We start from the raw sequence: 15,560 nt of genomic DNA, 5'->3' as shown, positions 1-15,560 counted from the left end.
ATTGTAGCACGTGTGTAGCCCAGGTCATAAGGGGCATGATGATTTGACGTCATCCCCACCTTCCTCCGGTTTGTCACCGGCAGTCACCTTAGAGTGCCCAACTGAATGCTGGCAACTAAGATCAAGGGTTGCGCTCGTTGCGGGACTTAACCCAACATCTCACGACACGAGCTGACGACAACCATGCACCACCTGTCACTCTGTCCCCCGAAGGGGAACGCCCTATCTCTAGGGAAGTCAGAGGATGTCAAGACCTGGTAAGGTTCTTCGCGTTGCTTCGAATTAAACCACATGCTCCACCGCTTGTGCGGGCCCCCGTCAATTCCTTTGAGTTTCAGCCTTGCGGCCGTACTCCCCAGGCGGAGTGCTTAATGCGTTTGCTGCAGCACTAAAGGGCGGAAACCCTCTAACACTTAGCACTCATCGTTTACGGCGTGGACTACCAGGGTATCTAATCCTGTTCGCTCCCCACGCTTTCGCGCCTCAGCGTCAGTTACAGACCAGAGAGTCGCCTTCGCCACTGGTGTTCCTCCACATCTCTACGCATTTCACCGCTACACGTGGAATTCCACTCTCCTCTTCTGCACTCAAGTCCCCCAGTTTCCAATGACCCTCCACGGTTGAGCCGTGGGCTTTCACATCAGACTTAAAGGACCGCCTGCGCGCGCTTTACGCCCAATAATTCCGGACAACGCTTGCCACCTACGTATTACCGCGGCTGCTGGCACGTAGTTAGCCGTGGCTTTCTGGTCAGGTACCGTCAAGGTGCCAGCAGTTACTCTGGCACTTGTTCTTCCCTGACAACAGAGCTTTACGACCCGAAGGCCTTCTTCGCTCACGCGGCGTTGCTCCGTCAGACTTTCGTCCATTGCGGAAGATTCCCTACTGCTGCCTCCCGTAGGAGTCTGGGCCGTGTCTCAGTCCCAGTGTGGCCGATCACCCTCTCAGGTCGGCTACGCATCGTCGCCTTGGTGGGCCATTACCCCACCAACTAGCTAATGCGCCGCGGGCCCATCTGTAAGTGACAGCCGAAACCGTCTTTCCATCTTCCCCCATGCGGGGGAAGAACCTATCCGGTATTAGCTCCGGTTTCCCGAAGTTATCCCAGTCTTACAGGCAGGTTGCCCACGTGTTACTCACCCGTCCGCCGCTGACTTCCGGGAGCAAGCTCCCTTCTGTCCGCTCGACTTGCATGTATTAGGCACGCCGCCAGCGTTCGTCCTGAGCCAGGATCAAACTCTCCGATAGAATTTGACTTGCTCATTTTTGTTTTTTTAGTGTGTACTCACTATTGATTAGACGTCTTATTTCTACATATAGAAGAAATAAGAATCTGGCGCTTGTTTTGTTCAGTTTTCAAAGAGCAATCGCAATGCCGTTTCCCTCAGAAGCGACTTCATTAATATAACATGATATCAATTAGTTGTCAACTTCTACGAAAAAACTTTTTATTTTTCAAGTCGCCGGTTTTTAGCGACTTTATTATCATAAGCCAACCTAAAGATTTAGTCAACACTTTTTTCAAAAACAATTTATCAGCAGTTGCCCTCTCTGTTGGCGACTTTCTAATAATACATGCCATGGCACGACCTGTCAATGTCTTTTTTAAACGAAATACTCCAGCGTAATATGGGAACATTAATATTTGTACTTCGTTTCTTGATAACAACATTCGCTGAATAAAGGAGCATTCATGGGGTATAAAATCATTGAAGCAGCAAGCCGTGAAAGAAGAGACTATATAAACTCCATTATTGAGGGCATGGCATTCACAAAGAATTTCAGGTCAATGACAGCCGAAGAGTGGTATGTTTTCATTCCTGGTTTCAACGATCCCCACACTGGAGGAGCTGCCGGGAAGGCTATTATCCATTATAACTTAATAGGCAATAGAGATATCTTCATTAACACTACGATCATTTTTGATGATCCCCAGTTACATGCAGGGAAATTACACGATTTGGTGTATTCGGTATCAGATGAGATCATTAACCGCATCGTCGGTTATGCTGATACCCTTTTATCCGTTCATGCTGGTGAAAATTCATATCAAGCAGAATATAAACAGTAATGGAGGTTGTGTGTATGTTACGCAACATTGCATCCGGAATTGAAAAATATGCGGTACCATTAAGAGGGAATAATGATTTAGATCCTTTAATAAATAATATCGATCAGGCAAGGATTGTACTTTTAGGAGAAGCGTCCCACGGAACCTCGGAATTTTATCAGGTGAGAGCAGAGATATCCAAAAAACTCATCACTGAAAAGGGTTTTAAAATTATTGCAGTTGAGGGCGATTGGCCTGCCAGCCAAAGCCTCAACCGCTATATAAAAGGCCATGACAATGAACACCAATCAGCAGCGGAAGTTCTTCGGGCCTTCCATCGTTGGCCTACGTGGATGTGGGCAAATGAAGAAATAGCCGACTTTGCAGAATGGTTAAAAGAATATAATAGAAATAAACCGGAAACGGAGATGGTAGGCTTTTATGGGATTGATGTATATAGTCTATGGGAGTCTATGGAGGAAGTAATAAATCATTTGGAAAAAACTAATTCTCCTGACCTTGAGCTGGCCAGAAAAGCTTTTTCTTGTTTTGAGCCATTTAATCGCACTCCAGAAAAATATGCTGTTTCATCTGCAGTCTACTCAGAAGGTTGTGTGGAAGAGGTGACTAAGCTGTTAAACAGCATATGGTCTAAAAAAGAGTATGACACATATCCAGAAGAAAGCGGGTTAAGTGTCAAGATTAATTCCCTTGTGGCTGCAAATGCAGAGAAGTACTACAGCACAATGATACTCAATGACGAAAATTCCTGGAACATCAGAGATTATCACATGGTAGAAGCTCTTAATGAAGTAATGAATTTTTACGGAGAGGGATCTAAGGCCATTGTATGGGAGCACAATACCCATATTGGTGATGCACGGGCTACAGACATGGCAGACGCCGGGATGATAAATGTAGGCCAGGTGGTGCGTGAACAGCATCCGCCAGGACATGTATATGCTGTAGGCTTTGGCACACATAGAGGAACAGTAATAGCATCAGAACAATGGGGATTTGATATAGAAGAGAAAATAGTCCCCGAAGCACAATTGGGCAGCTGGGAGGATCTTTTACACCGAACAGGCGCCTATAATAAAATGTTGTTTTTTAATGAAGAAAACAGGCATCTATTCACACGCCGAATTGGCCATCGTGCCATAGGGGTGGTTTATAACCCGGAATATGAGCAATACGGTAACTATGTACCATCTGTTTTATCTGAAAGATATGATGCTTTTGTTTTTATCGATCAAACAAAGGCATTACGACCGCTCAAGCTTTCCGTTGTAAGCTTATAAATCGTAGAGTTCCTTTATGACTTCAATTTTTCTCCCTTCTCCTTTGGGTAAGGTTGTTGATTTATTTATAGAAGTATAAACAGCATTCTTATCAGTAAGTGCGCTCAGATTGTGGACAAAAGGGGTTCGGAATGGAGTTATTCCGTACACCTTTTGTCATTTCCCTTTCGGCAGGAATAACTAAAGCCCCGGATACAAGTCTTCAGGCCTTGTATTTAGAGCCTAAATCGCTCTCCGCCAACCCCATGCAATCTTCTTCAAATTCATCACTGCGAAATGAAGCATTGTCTACATCGATTTAATAACCCGGATTTACGTTTTAGATGCGAAACTCCCGCGAAGGTAATCCCCTTGAGGAGCCCAATTATGAGGAGACTCCCTGACCGCCTCGCGGAAAGCGAAGCTCCTGGATTGAAAATCTTCAGAGCCAGCAACAGGCCAAATTAAAAAGACTGTAGGCAAGCTCGATTTTTCATCGCGTTGACTACAGTCTGAACACTAACATTTAAGTGAATAGTTTGTTCTATTAAACTACATTTAATGGTGTCAGTTGTTTTCCTTTTGCTTTCGCTCCAGAAATTCGGCTTTTATGCCAGTAAGCAATTCTTTGTTAACGATTAGTTCCAGCGAAGTTAACGCTAATGCTTTTGCTCCTGTAATTAAGGCCTCGTCGCCCCTATTGGATTTCGCAGCTTCTCTAAAGGCATCTGTGTGTGCAACCAAATCGCTCGGTCCGATTTTTATATACGGATGTATTGTAGGAACGATCTGACTGATATTGCCGGCATCAGTAGAGCCAAGTCCGGCTCTCTCGTCCACCACCACCTCTTCACCTAAAGATTCTAAAGTATTTTTTGCTACTTCATCGAACCGCCTGTTTAAGATCAGGTTATCCACCTGGTTTTGAAAGGCAATTACCCTCACCTCAGCTCCCGTTGCGAGCGCTGCACCTTCTGCGATGGCCTTAATTTTCCTGGTAACTTCATTAAGCTTCGTACGAGTCTGTGCCCGAATATAGAACCTTGCCTTGGCGTAATGGGGGACAATATTTGGTGCATCGCCGCCATGAGTGATGATGCCATGAATTCTTACATCGTCGGTAACATGCTGTCGCAGAGCATTGATTCCGTTAAAAAGCTGAATCACAGCATCAAGTGCATTAATCCCCTCATGTGGAGCCTCAGCCGCATGGGCCGGTTTGCCGTGAAATTCAAAATCAAGCGGATCAACTGCAAGAGAGCTGCCTGTTATGGCGGTTTCACCGGACGGATGAATCATCAATGCAGCATCTATACCTTCCAAGAGATTATGCTTTACAAAGCTGCCCTTGGCGCTTCCATTAGGTCCGCCTTCTTCGGCTGGAGTACCAAACACCACAACTTCCCCACCCGTCTCTTCAATCACCTTGCTTAACGCAATGGCCGCTGCTGTGCTTGTTGTCCCGATAATATTATGGCCGCATGCATGACCTATATTGGGAAGTGCATCATACTCAGCTAGAAACGCAATGGCAGGTCCGCCAAGAGAAGATTTCTTTCTTGCTAAAAATGCCGTCTCATGTCCTGCCACATTCCTGGTGACCTCAAACCCTTCACATTCTAAAGTGTCTGACAGCAATGCAGAAGCAAAAAATTCTTCATTTCCAATTTCCGGGTTTTCGTGGATTTGGTGACTTGTTTCGATATAATTTTGCCTCTTGTTCTCTATATACCCAACAATTTCTTGCTTAATTTTCTCCAAATTAGCCACAAACACAGCCATCGATTGTTGCCCCCTCTTTTTTTATTCGCCTATTTCACTAAGTGGAACAAAAGTCGGGATTTGAGCTCCCTTATATTCCTTCTTGATTAATTCTGCCACGTCATCCTCTTGGTACAATTCTGCGATGCGCTTAAGAACCTTTTTATCCTTATCCTCTGTCCGTGTTGCAATAATATTGATGTATGGCTTCGCTGTCTTATCTTCATGGAAAATGGAATCTTCAATCGGGTTGAATCCAGCATCTACAGCAATGCCATTATTGATGATGGAAGCTGCCACATCCGGCAGAACGCGCGGTGTCTGGCCTGCTACGACAGGTTCAATCTTAAGGTTCTTCGGATTTTCAACAATTTTATCCAGGGATCCATTGCCATCGAAATCTTCAGGCAGCTTGATCAATCCAGCTTCTTGAAGCAACAGGAACGCTCTTCCCATGTTTGTCGCTTCATTTGGAACGGCAATTTTTCCGCCCTCAGGTATGTCTTCTACTTTCTTGTATTTATCGGAATAAATACCCATTGGAGCAATTACTGTTGTTGCAATCGGTGCTAAATCCAGCTTGTGTTCTTTTTTGAACGCATTGAAGTATGAAATGGTCTGGAAAGAGTTTGCATCCAGATCCTTTTCCGCGAGTGCAATATTTGGCTGAACATAATCTGAAAAGCGGACAATCTCAATATTGATTCCTTCTTTCTTTGCTTTTTCAGCAACGAAGTCCCAAACTGTCGTATCCGTCCCGCTTACTCCTATTTTAACTGTCTGTTCTTCGTTACCGCCTGACACCTTGTCCTCTCCGCATGCTGCCAGAACTGTTGATAAAACTAAAAATAAAGCTAATAAAATAATCTTCTTCATAGACGTTCTCTCCTTTTGTGTTATCTTCTTCTTATTTTTTTAGACAATAGATTCCCTGAAGTTTGGAGACCTTGTACTGCGATAATCAAAATGGCAACGGTGATGAACATTACCTTTTCATCGAAACGCTGATATCCGTATGTAATGGCCAAATCTCCAATACCGCCGCCACCGACTGCTCCAGCCATGGCCGAAGCACCGACAAGCCCTATCGTGGCAATAGTCAGTCCAAGCACAAGTGAGCTTAGAGCCTCCGGAACCAGAAACCTAAAAATGATTTGAAGCGGCGTTGCTCCCATGGCCTCCGCAGCCTCAATGACTCCCTTGTCTACCTCCAACAGGGAATTTTCAATCAATCTTGCGATATAGGGTCCGGCATAAAATACTAATGGGACAATCGCGGCCGCGGTTCCAATTGAGGTGCCGACGATCAGCCTTGTCAAGGGGACAATCGCAACCATCAAAATGATAAACGGAACAGACCTGAATATATTGATAATCGTATTTAAGATAGTAAAAATGACCGTATTTTCAAATAAATGTCCTTTCCTTGTTACAACTAACAGGATGCCAAGGGGAAGACCTATCAAGGTTGAAAATAACAACGAAAATCCCACCATAGATATGGTCTCCCATAGTGCCTCAATAATAGCTTCCTTATCAACTAGCATCGGCGATTACCTCCCTGATTGTGACGTTTTCTTGCTGAATATGCATATATGCCAGTTTAATCTCAGTCTCCGCTCCTAACAGTTCCACGATGAGGTGGCCAAAAGGTATCCCCTGAAGCTCTGTTATATTCCCGAATAGGACGTTCACATCTACATCGAACTGCTTTGCAATCTTAGATAAAAGAGGCTGGCCGGAGGAAGCACCAACAAAATTGATCTTGAAAAGTCTTCCATTCGACTCGCCGGATGTAAGCTGTTTTCTTACTGATTCCGGAATTGCATCGTGCATGACCGTGCTGACGAAGTTTTTCGCTGTCTGCGTCTGGGGGTTGGAGAAAACCTCAAACACCGATCCGCTTTCAATTATCTTTCCGGCCTCCATCACAGCTACTTTGTCGCAAATTTCCCGGATCACCGACATTTCATGGGTGATCATTAAAATCGTAATGTTGTATTCTTCGTTAATTTTTTTCAATAGTTGCAGAATGGAGCTTGTGGTCTGCGGGTCCAATGCCGACGTTGCTTCATCACAAAGGAGGATGGATGGCTGAGTCGCAAGCGCACGAGCTATCCCGACACGCTGCTTTTGGCCTCCCGACAGGTTTTCAGGATAGGCGCCAGCCTTGTCCTTAAGTCCGACAAATTCAAGCAGTTCATCCACTCTTTTTTTGATTTCTTTCTTAGGGACCTTTTGCAAGATGAGCGGCATGGCGACATTAGCAAAAACAGTTTTAGATTGAAGCAAATTAAAGTGCTGAAATACCATCCCTATTTTTTGTTTAACCCTTCTTATCTCCTGTGCAGAAAGTTCAGCAAAGTTATGGCCATTGACAATGACTTTACCTGATGTGGGCTTTTCCAGGTAATTGACACATCGGATTAATGTGCTCTTTCCAGCTCCACTGAACCCGATTACTCCATAAATTTCCCCTTCTTCCACATGCAGGTCTATGCCGTCCAGAGCGGCAAATGTTTTGCCTTTTGTTACATACTCCTTTTTCAAGGCTTGAAAAGTAATCACATGTATACCTCCTTATGCTGCATTTCAATATGTATTAATCTTTATATGAAGTACAAAAAACCCTCTTCCTGAAGTGTCAAGAAGAGGGTTATACAAGTAAAAATAAGCCCCTTCTTATCTTCCAGGCAAGGCTGCCTGCTGGAATTGGCACGGTACATATGTCCGCTGCCGAAGCTTCATCGGGCCAGTCCCTCAGCTTCTCTGGATAAGAAATATAAAACTCTATGAAATTATTCCAATCAAAAAACCTCTCCCAGAAAAGAAGAGGCCACATTCGTATCAATCGATTGTTTTCTCCTCTTATCTCCCAAGCACTGCTTGTTGGAGTTAGCACAGTATCCAATAGGGATCTGCTGCTGAGGTATCATCGGGCCAATTCCCTCCACCTCTCTTGATAAGAAGCTTTCGTTTTTCAATTGATTCCTACTTTACTGATAGTTCGCAAATTTGTCAACGGTTTTTATGATTTGAAATTTTTTACTTTTTAAAGATTGACATTATTCAAAACACGCGATAATATTAAAACCAAGTAATTTTATTGGATTAATAACATATCAGTTGAAATATATAAAAATCTATATTTTATTAAGAGTGAACGAGAGATCTGGCTTAATGACTTCACAGCAACCTGCCCTGTAAGGTGCTCCTACCAGCAAAGCTTTGCTTTGGTTGATAAGAAATGTAAAAACTTTCTTTGCAGCCAGGCAAGAAAGTTTTTTTTGATTCCCGGACGTTTCTATATGTACGACTGCCTGAGTGTATTAAACGTACCCAGTCATTTACTATCAAACTAGCTGCTTTGGTCTTACCAGTAAATTTTTTTGAGACTCTCAGTATAAAACTGGCATTTTCTTAACTTGAAAGGAGAATTAATATGACAACAGTTATTTCTGGAGCAGAAGCTTTTTTTATCTCTGGTAATAAGATAGGAATCCTTCTTTGCCACGGCTTTAATGGAACACCACAGAGTGTTGAATACTTAGGAAAACAATTTGCAAATGCTGGCTTTACTGTCTATGCACCCAGATTAAGAGGGCATGGTACAAACGCGGCAGATATGGAAAATTTTAATCACAAAGACTGGATTGAAGATTTGGAGACTGCTTTTCTTCAGTTGAAAAAGACGTGCCATAAGATATTTGTCGTGGGTCAATCCATGGGTGGGGCTTTGGCCCTTGACCTCGCCGGAAAATATATGATAGATGGGATTGTTTGCATTAACGCGGCATTGCGCGTCCCTGATCTAGAACCATATAAAGGCTTGGGTGCACCACGTTTTATTGCCGATGAAACGCCTGATATCAATGATTCTACCGCACAGGAAATTACCTATTCAAAAGTTCCTTTAACTGCTGTTCATTCGCTTCTTTCTTTAATGGAACACGCAAAAAAAGGATTGAAAAAAGTGTCATGCCCAGTGCAGTTATTTGTTTCACCCGAAGACCACGTAGTACCCGCTCAATGTTCATACGAAATTTATCATATGATTTCATCCACTGTGAAACAGATTATGCCGTTACATCGTTCGTTCCATGTAGCATCACTGGATTTTGACAAGGATTTGATTGCAGCCGCTTCTATTAATTTCGTGAAAGAACGCAGCACCGGCAGCCTTGCATCTTAATGCCGTTCCTGAGACTACTATCATTGTTTACTCTGACCCTCTCTGGGGAATAGAAGAATAGACTAAATGATAGGAGGAAGTAAAATGAGCGATTTATCAGATAGAGTAAAAAGTACAGTAAATAAAGTAAAAGGTGAGGCAAAGGATCAAGTAGGAAACGCTAAGAATGATACTGGGCTTCAGGCAGAAGGAAAGGCAGATAAGCTTAAGGGTAAATTCCAGGAAGGAATGAGCAAGCTTAAGGATTAGTACGGTAGGTTGATATACCCAGCCTATTTTTAGCCACTTTACCCAAGTAACGATGTTATAGGATGCCATATTTGATTTTAGGCCAGAGACTGCCAATACGGCAGTCCTTTTCTATTCCGTTTAGATTTTTTTTCCTGTTTTTGCAAATGTGTATAACTATCTGAAACTTTCTCCCTCTTTGATCGTCATATATAACAGGAGGGTAATAATTTGAAACTTTTTTTGCTCATTCCTAACGCCATGGTCCATCTGCTTATCGTAGGATTATTCTTTTTTATTATTTCTAATGCTGAAGTGCTTGTTATTATTAATAAGTATGATGTATGGATGAGCGTCTTGCTTGCCGCTTTTGTGATTAATTCTGCCATATCTTTTATTCTGTTTACCTGGTTTAAGCAGTATCGCATATAAAAGGCTTTCCAGGTATGCATTCGCATTTTCTTCCGCTTTTCAAAGCCCTTTTTCTATGGAAGGGAAACCGGATTTTTTGATTAATATTAAAGTGCCACTTACAGTGAACGGAACGTAAAGCGGGCCGAGGTTTTTTGAGGCAGCTAATACATATCTACGAAATGTCCGCTCCCTGCATCGATTATGTTTTTCCTAAGTAAATACCCTGGGTCCTTATTGCTAAATGACTATATCGAGCCATGCCGGATTGGTATCAAGATCACTTTTCTGTTGTGGAATTACAGGACTGACTACGTCTATCACGCAAAAGGGCAAAAAGCACCGAAAATACCATGAAATTATTATGCTTTCGTTAAGAAATAACAGGTAGAAGTAAAGGCTGTACAGTGTTAATGTTGGCATTTGTTTGGAACCACAGCCACAAACGGATTTGTACTATACCTGCATATTTGGAAAAAGGATGTTTTCTATGGCACTTATTCATTGTGATTTCTTTTCAGAAATTTTAAATGTAAGTACTTCCATGACTGTCATCTTGCCGCAGAACACAACCGCGCAGATTGGAATGGACAATAAAAAATCTTCTGGCAAACACCAGACCCTGTATCTTCTTCATGGATTTAGTGATGATGATACGATATGGACCAGGCGTACCTCAATCGAGAGATATGCCGCTCCGTTAGGGTTAGCAGTAGTTATGCCTCAGGTCCACCATAGCTTTTATACGGATATGGTATACGGCAGCAAGTATTGGACTTTTCTAACGGAGGAATTGCCAGTCATTGCGAGATCATTCTTCCCATTATCTGATAAAAGGGAGGATAATTTTGTTGCGGGTTTGTCTATGGGAGGATATGGGGCATTTAAATGGGCGCTCCGCCATCCTGATAAATTCGCATCAGCAGCAAGCCTATCTGGAGTTACAGATATTGTGGCAAGAACCAAGAAAGCCGAGGCTGATCCCATCAGCCATGCTTTTAAGCTGATTTTCGGAGATAAAGCCATAGCAGATACCGATGAGGACCTGCTTTGGCTGCTGAAGCAAGGCGATAAAGAGGCAGCCCTTAAGCCATCTCTTTATCAATGCTGCGGTACAGAGGATTTATTATTTCAAGATAATCTGAAATTTAAAGCTATATGTGAAAGTACCAGCTATAACCTAACGGCGGATTTTAGTCCTGGTGAACACGAATGGGGTTATTGGGACAGTAAAATACAAGATGTACTGAAATGGCTTCCGCTTAAAACACCGTAACAAAACGCACCGAAAAGAAACAGTGGGGCAATGTGCCCACTGTTTCTTTTGTTTTCACCTGATATTCGTATAGCGTCGCGTCACTTCTTTGTTTTAACCATTTTACCGGCTTTCCACTCGTATATATCCATGGGCGGCAGCCACCCTTAGAATGTAAAATTAAACCGGTACCTGAAACAGGATACCGGTTATAGTAATATCTTTATTTTTCTTCGCGTAATGAAACTCTCTTTACAATTTTAGGTCCGCAGCTGCAGAGGATGGAGTGTTTTAACTTCTTAATAGGTTTTCCACATTGCACACAGATTTTCCCTTGCATGTTAACTCCTCCTGGTCTTTTTTTATACTAATTGTCTTGCTTTTATTATACGCTTTTTAAAATTATAATCAATACTTAATTATAATTATTATAAATAGACATCCTACTGCGCTTCATTTGGAATTTGGTATTGCTGTCACCTATATTCCATTTTATATACCTTTGTTAAATTAAGCATTTTCCTTCTCAAATCGGATTAACAAGGATAAAATAGAATAAATCAGAATTCTCATAAGAAAAGTAGGGATTGTATCATGGAAAACCAAGTACGAACCATTCCCCGCCCTTTAGTCAGAACAAACCAATGGTTTATTGTTTTAAGTGTGGTCACATCATGGGTCACAGGAGAAGAATTGATCCTGGCTATTCCTTTAATCGCTGGTCTGTTAGGATTATTTTTCAACTTCAACCCTGTTATGCGTTTGGCTCGGTATTTTTTAAAGAAGAAGCCTTCTGAATATATCCCTGAGGAGTGGTCCCAGCAGCAATTCAATCAAGTGATTGCAGTTGTTTGCCTTGGCATCGCTCTTCTTTGCTTCCTGTTAGGTTGGACAATTGCAGCGTATGTCTTTTCTGCAATGGTTGCATTGGCTGCTTTCGTTGCGATATTGGGTTTTTGCATCGGATGTTTTATACGGTTCCAATGGCAGCAATATATGTATCGAAAGCGTGCAAAAGCTTAATATCCGGCCTAAAAAAGAACAGGCACCCAGTCTTGCGGGTACCTGTTCTTTTGCTTTTTAAATTGTTTGTTTTTACATTATAATTCGAAGTATAGCTAAAGCCGTTAATTTGGACCAAAAATGCTGATCCCTTAAAAATCTGCTGTTGTTTTGGGTTTGCGTACGAATGCCATAATGCCTGCGATTAAGTATAGCAAAGCCGGGAGCCAGCCAATCAGGATTGTGCCTATCCCAACTATCAATGTTGATGCTATTAAAAGTCCTCCTGCCAATTTCGGTCTGCGATTTTTTCTGAATGCAAAAGCTGCGATAACAGCCAGAACCGTACTAACTACAACAATTGCAACAAAACCCCAGCCTAAGCCTTCCATAAAATTCATGACTGTTCCTACATCCACATTGGCTGCCTGCAAATTGGGATCCTTCTCAAGTTCTCTCTCCAGCTCACTCTGCAGCGCATTGTCCTTAAATGCAATCGTCAGAATTCCAGCAAATGCGATCATTATCACATTTAACACAATGCCGATGACAGTTAATACAATCTCCGCTGTACGTTTCATAAAATCCTCCTGATTAATTGTTTTAAATCTCCCCTTTAATTACGGATATAATTCAATTTAGTTTCATGCTACTGCTGTTTTTCTTCTATTATATTGCCAATAAAATAGATTCCGATCAAAGTGCATTATTGTATCACTTATAAAATGCTTCTGATTTCAACATCCGCAGGCAATTGGAAAGGATTGTCCTGATTTATTCTGTCATAAAACATAACCCCGTTTAGATGGTCAATTTCATGCTGCATCACTATGGAAGCAAATCCTTTGAAGCGAAGGCTGACTACATTCCCCCCCTTATCATGTGCCTGGATTTTCACACGTTCATATCGTGGTACATATCCAACTACGTCCCTGTCTACAGAGAGGCATCCTTCGCTCTGCGGCAGGTAGATCATCGTCGTGGAGGTACTGACTATTTTGGGATTAATCAATGCAAGTTCGTGAAGCTCGCCCTTTTCGTCAGTAAAATATGCGGCAAACATTTTTTTATTTAAACCGATTTGATTGGCTGATAAACCTACACCTGCACGCAAATTATATCTTTTAGACATGACCGGGTCCTGGCTGTTCTTCAAAAAATTCATCATGCATGTTAATTCTTCTTTTTCCTCTTCCCCGGGCGGCATAGGGATCTCATCAATCACCTTACGTAAAATGGGATCCCCCTCTTTAATAACGTCTTTCATCGTAATTATGTAATCTCTTTGGAATTTACTCATAATTCAATATCACCTTCTCACTCAATTTGTGGGTAAACACGAGTTATCGGCGCAACCATTACCCTAATATTTTTTGTTTCAATTATTATATTCTACATGTATGTTGCGATTCAAAAAAATATATCGTCCGGGGGCTCTCTTGGGAGTAGGTCTTTTGTCACGTTTTTTAGTCTAAGGTTAGTTTACAGCATGATTTTATTGCTAACTTGGTAACTATTAGAAAAAATTACTAGTTTAAACAGGTATAAATACCTGTACAATACAAGACGGATTTTTTTATACTGTATGTATATCTTTTAAGGGGTTGAGTTATTGAAAGCCAATTCAAAGTTAGTATCTAAGTTGCTGCCCGTAGGTTTGGCATTGATGGTGATTATTGCAGGCATTGCTTATTACCTTGTACAAGTTAAGCAAGAAGTAGCGATTCCTTTCTCTTCTATAGAAAAGACCATCCAGGCCCAGGATGGCAAGCTCGTAACCCTGGAAGAAACAAAGAATGGTAAATTGCTCTTAACCACAGAGAATGAAAAATATGTATCGCATGTTCCTCCAAACAGCCAGATGGTGGACAAGCTGATTGAAAAATATAACGTACAATACACTTATTCTACTAGCTCCCGCTATAGTGCGTGGATCATACTGGGTCTAGCCATTTCATTAGCCGCAGCTGCCTTGGTTGTCCAGAAGAAATTCAAGGGTGGAATTGGCGCCTCAAAAATGAAAAATAGTGTTTCTACTGCCCGGCCTCTCCCTTCCATCACACTAAATGATGTCGGAGGTTTGCAGCAGGAGATGAAAGACGAAATCCTTCAGACTTTATCTGCATTAAGGGAACCAGAGCGTTCTGCTAAGATTGGGATCAAACCTCCTAGAGGGATATTATTATATGGGCCTCCTGGAACGGGTAAAACACTCCTGGCACAGGCAATCGCAAAGGAATTAAGCGCAAACTTCTTCTCTGCCAGCGGCTCATCCTTCAATGAAATGTTTGTAGGAGTAGGCGCAGCACGTGTACGAAGTCTTTTCCAGGCTGCCAGAAAACAAAAGCCGGCAGTCGTCTTTATCGATGAAGTAGACTCGCTTGCGGGACGTCGAAAGCCTCAGGGCGGGGAAGAAAGTGAAAAAACATTGACTGAATTATTAGTCCAGCTAGATGGCGGACACGACACTGAGGGTATTTTGTTTATTGCTGCTACAAACAGAAAAGATATGCTTGATGAAGCATTTCTTCGTCCCGGAAGGATTGATTTTTCTTTCCAGGTTCCTCTGCCGGATACAAAGGGAAGAAAAGAAATCATCGATATCCATACAAAAGGAAAAAACCTGGCGATGGATGTTCTTGCTTCACTTGACAGCCTTGCTGACAGCACATCTGGCTTTTCAGGTGCCGATATCAGTTCCCTTTTTGAGACGGCAAGCCGCAGAGCCCTTCGAAATGGGCAGGATATGATTCATAAGGAAGATCTGGACTATGCTATAGACCGGACCATTCTTGGAACTACCTCCAGGGCTCTCAATGATCCGGAAACAAAACACAGAGTTGCCATCCATGAAAGCGGACATGCTCTAATTGCAGCTCTGACAAAACCAGGTTCAGTGAGAAAGGCCACCATCATTCCTCGCGGAGAAGCTCTCGGTTATGTTGCACCCATCCAAAAAGAACTTCACCTTTCTACGACCAGCGAATTATTGGACCAGGTCAAAATGATCGTCGCAGGCGGAGTGGCTGAAAGAATGGTGTTGGGAGAGCATAGCATCGGCGTGAGTGGAGACGTGCAGCAGGCAAAGCATTTACTTGAGAAAATGGTAGACACTGGCATGCTGCAGGATGGCTTTACCCTTACATTCAACAAAACAGATAAAGAGCTAAAAATGCAGGCTTTATTCCAGGAAGCAATCCAGCAGACTGAGAATCTCATTGCTTCTAATCGCAGCCAGTTCGAACAGTTAATTGATGCTCTGCTAAAAAAGGAAACACTTGAAGGCTCAGAAGTTCAAACGATAGTAAATAAAAAGGCTGGCCAGTCACAGGATGAACTGCTCGCCTAAAAATCAAAACCAGCACCCTCAATCTCGTAGGT

At 42.5% G+C, this 15,560-nt stretch carries 15 protein-coding genes, 1 rRNA gene and 3 riboswitches (1 of these 19 only partly in view); of the genes, 9 read left to right on the top strand and 7 right to left on the bottom strand.

The annotated features are described in order from the left end of the window. A 16S ribosomal RNA gene (locus V1500_RS01295) occupies window positions 1–1,248 on the bottom strand; it reaches 302 nt to the left of the window's first position. 445 nt (window positions 1,249–1,693) lie between these two features. Between V1500_RS01295 and V1500_RS01290 the strand changes: the two genes are divergently transcribed. The 3 genes from V1500_RS01290 (at window position 1,694) to V1500_RS01280 (ending at window position 3,653) form a co-directional block, all read left to right on the top strand. Continuing rightward, on the top strand, window positions 1,694–2,071 hold the full coding sequence (locus tag V1500_RS01290; RefSeq protein ID WP_409303865.1) for a hypothetical protein: 378 nt from the start codon (window positions 1,694–1,696) through the stop codon (window positions 2,069–2,071). Between the two features lie 14 nt (window positions 2,072–2,085). Next, entirely contained in the window at window positions 2,086–3,351 is a 1,266-nt protein-coding gene (locus tag V1500_RS01285) for an erythromycin esterase family protein (RefSeq protein ID WP_409303864.1), read from the top strand. 131 nt (window positions 3,352–3,482) lie between these two features. Then, window positions 3,483–3,653 (top strand): hypothetical protein, encoded by a 171-nt coding sequence (locus V1500_RS01280; RefSeq protein WP_409303863.1) that lies wholly within the window; start codon window positions 3,483–3,485, stop codon window positions 3,651–3,653. A gap of 244 nt (window positions 3,654–3,897) precedes the next feature. On the opposite strand, the gene V1500_RS01275 is transcribed toward V1500_RS01280, so the two are convergent. The 4 genes from V1500_RS01275 to V1500_RS01260 are packed head-to-tail and all read right to left on the bottom strand — an operon-like array spanning window position 3,898 to window position 7,659. Further along, complete coding sequence (locus V1500_RS01275; protein ID WP_409303862.1) at window positions 3,898–5,112, bottom strand: M20 family metallopeptidase; 1,215 nt, start codon at window positions 5,110–5,112, stop codon at window positions 3,898–3,900. A 21-nt stretch (window positions 5,113–5,133) separates the two neighbouring features. Beyond that, entirely contained in the window at window positions 5,134–5,967 is an 834-nt protein-coding gene (locus V1500_RS01270) for a MetQ/NlpA family ABC transporter substrate-binding protein (RefSeq protein WP_409303861.1), read from the bottom strand. A gap of 20 nt (window positions 5,968–5,987) precedes the next feature. Further along, entirely contained in the window at window positions 5,988–6,638 is a 651-nt protein-coding gene (locus V1500_RS01265; RefSeq protein WP_409303860.1) for a methionine ABC transporter permease, read from the bottom strand. Then, window positions 6,628–7,659 carry a methionine ABC transporter ATP-binding protein gene (locus V1500_RS01260; protein WP_409303859.1) on the bottom strand — a complete coding sequence of 344 codons (1,032 nt, stop codon included), beginning with the start codon at window positions 7,657–7,659 and terminating at the stop codon, window positions 6,628–6,630. Before V1500_RS01260 ends, V1500_RS01265 begins: the two co-directional genes overlap by 11 nt. A gap of 111 nt (window positions 7,660–7,770) precedes the next feature. Next, window positions 7,771–7,871: riboswitch (SAM riboswitch) on the bottom strand. A gap of 85 nt (window positions 7,872–7,956) precedes the next feature. Beyond that, window positions 7,957–8,060, bottom strand: a riboswitch (SAM riboswitch). A 178-nt stretch (window positions 8,061–8,238) separates the two neighbouring features. After that, window positions 8,239–8,338: riboswitch (SAM riboswitch) on the top strand. Between the two features lie 195 nt (window positions 8,339–8,533). Between V1500_RS01260 and V1500_RS01255 the strand changes: the two genes are divergently transcribed. From V1500_RS01255 to V1500_RS01235, 5 genes are all read left to right on the top strand, one after another. Then, window positions 8,534–9,283: an alpha/beta hydrolase gene (locus V1500_RS01255; protein ID WP_409303858.1), complete on the top strand. Its 750-nt coding sequence runs from the start codon at window positions 8,534–8,536 to the stop codon at window positions 9,281–9,283. 84 nt (window positions 9,284–9,367) lie between these two features. Then, window positions 9,368–9,532: a CsbD family protein gene (locus tag V1500_RS01250; protein WP_409303857.1), complete on the top strand. Its 165-nt coding sequence runs from the start codon at window positions 9,368–9,370 to the stop codon at window positions 9,530–9,532. Between the two features lie 210 nt (window positions 9,533–9,742). Beyond that, window positions 9,743–9,943, top strand: coding sequence for a hypothetical protein (locus V1500_RS01245; protein ID WP_409303856.1), 201 nt, complete (start codon window positions 9,743–9,745; stop codon window positions 9,941–9,943). A 469-nt stretch (window positions 9,944–10,412) separates the two neighbouring features. Next, window positions 10,413–11,198: an alpha/beta hydrolase gene (locus tag V1500_RS01240; RefSeq protein ID WP_409303855.1), complete on the top strand. Its 786-nt coding sequence runs from the start codon at window positions 10,413–10,415 to the stop codon at window positions 11,196–11,198. A 573-nt stretch (window positions 11,199–11,771) separates the two neighbouring features. After that, entirely contained in the window at window positions 11,772–12,200 is a 429-nt protein-coding gene (locus V1500_RS01235; RefSeq protein ID WP_409303854.1) for a DUF4395 domain-containing protein, read from the top strand. A gap of 131 nt (window positions 12,201–12,331) precedes the next feature. On the opposite strand, the gene V1500_RS01230 is transcribed toward V1500_RS01235, so the two are convergent. Both V1500_RS01230 and def read right to left on the bottom strand, forming a co-directional pair. Beyond that, complete coding sequence (locus V1500_RS01230) at window positions 12,332–12,760, bottom strand: DUF4064 domain-containing protein (protein ID WP_409303853.1); 429 nt, start codon at window positions 12,758–12,760, stop codon at window positions 12,332–12,334. 137 nt (window positions 12,761–12,897) lie between these two features. Then, window positions 12,898–13,479: a peptide deformylase gene (def, locus tag V1500_RS01225; protein ID WP_409303852.1), complete on the bottom strand. Its 582-nt coding sequence runs from the start codon at window positions 13,477–13,479 to the stop codon at window positions 12,898–12,900. Between the two features lie 312 nt (window positions 13,480–13,791). Between def and V1500_RS01220 the strand changes: the two genes are divergently transcribed. Continuing rightward, a complete protein-coding gene (locus tag V1500_RS01220; RefSeq protein ID WP_409303851.1) occupies window positions 13,792–15,528 on the top strand; it encodes an AAA family ATPase in 1,737 nt (578 codons plus the stop codon). Window positions 15,529–15,560 lie beyond the last annotated feature (32 nt).

This window comes from Peribacillus sedimenti, from assembly GCF_046237635.1.
GTDB classification, from domain to species: Bacteria; Bacillota; Bacilli; order Bacillales; family DSM-1321; genus Peribacillus; species Peribacillus sedimenti.
The sequence above is the reverse complement of the archived record's forward strand: the minus strand, read 5'-3'. Positions and strand labels throughout refer to the sequence as shown.

What these genes read in the sequence shown, in the direction of transcription:
- V1500_RS01255 (WP_409303858.1), top strand. Translation starts at nt 8,534, where the DNA reads ATGACAACAGTTATTTCTGGAGCAGAAGCTTTTTTTATCTCTGGTAAT.
- V1500_RS01265 (WP_409303860.1), bottom strand. Translation starts at nt 6,638, where the DNA reads ATGCTAGTTGATAAGGAAGCTATTATTGAGGCACTATGGGAGACCATA.
- V1500_RS01250 (WP_409303857.1), top strand. Translation starts at nt 9,368, where the DNA reads ATGAGCGATTTATCAGATAGAGTAAAAAGTACAGTAAATAAAGTAAAA.
- V1500_RS01270 (WP_409303861.1), bottom strand. Translation starts at nt 5,967, where the DNA reads ATGAAGAAGATTATTTTATTAGCTTTATTTTTAGTTTTATCAACAGTT.
- V1500_RS01290 (WP_409303865.1), top strand. Translation starts at nt 1,694, where the DNA reads ATGGGGTATAAAATCATTGAAGCAGCAAGCCGTGAAAGAAGAGACTAT.
- V1500_RS01275 (WP_409303862.1), bottom strand. Translation starts at nt 5,112, where the DNA reads ATGGCTGTGTTTGTGGCTAATTTGGAGAAAATTAAGCAAGAAATTGTT.
- def (WP_409303852.1), bottom strand. Translation starts at nt 13,479, where the DNA reads ATGAGTAAATTCCAAAGAGATTACATAATTACGATGAAAGACGTTATT.
- V1500_RS01280 (WP_409303863.1), top strand. Translation starts at nt 3,483, where the DNA reads ATGGAGTTATTCCGTACACCTTTTGTCATTTCCCTTTCGGCAGGAATA.
- V1500_RS01285 (WP_409303864.1), top strand. Translation starts at nt 2,086, where the DNA reads ATGTTACGCAACATTGCATCCGGAATTGAAAAATATGCGGTACCATTA.
- V1500_RS01240 (WP_409303855.1), top strand. Translation starts at nt 10,413, where the DNA reads ATGGCACTTATTCATTGTGATTTCTTTTCAGAAATTTTAAATGTAAGT.
- V1500_RS01235 (WP_409303854.1), top strand. Translation starts at nt 11,772, where the DNA reads ATGGAAAACCAAGTACGAACCATTCCCCGCCCTTTAGTCAGAACAAAC.
- V1500_RS01230 (WP_409303853.1), bottom strand. Translation starts at nt 12,760, where the DNA reads ATGAAACGTACAGCGGAGATTGTATTAACTGTCATCGGCATTGTGTTA.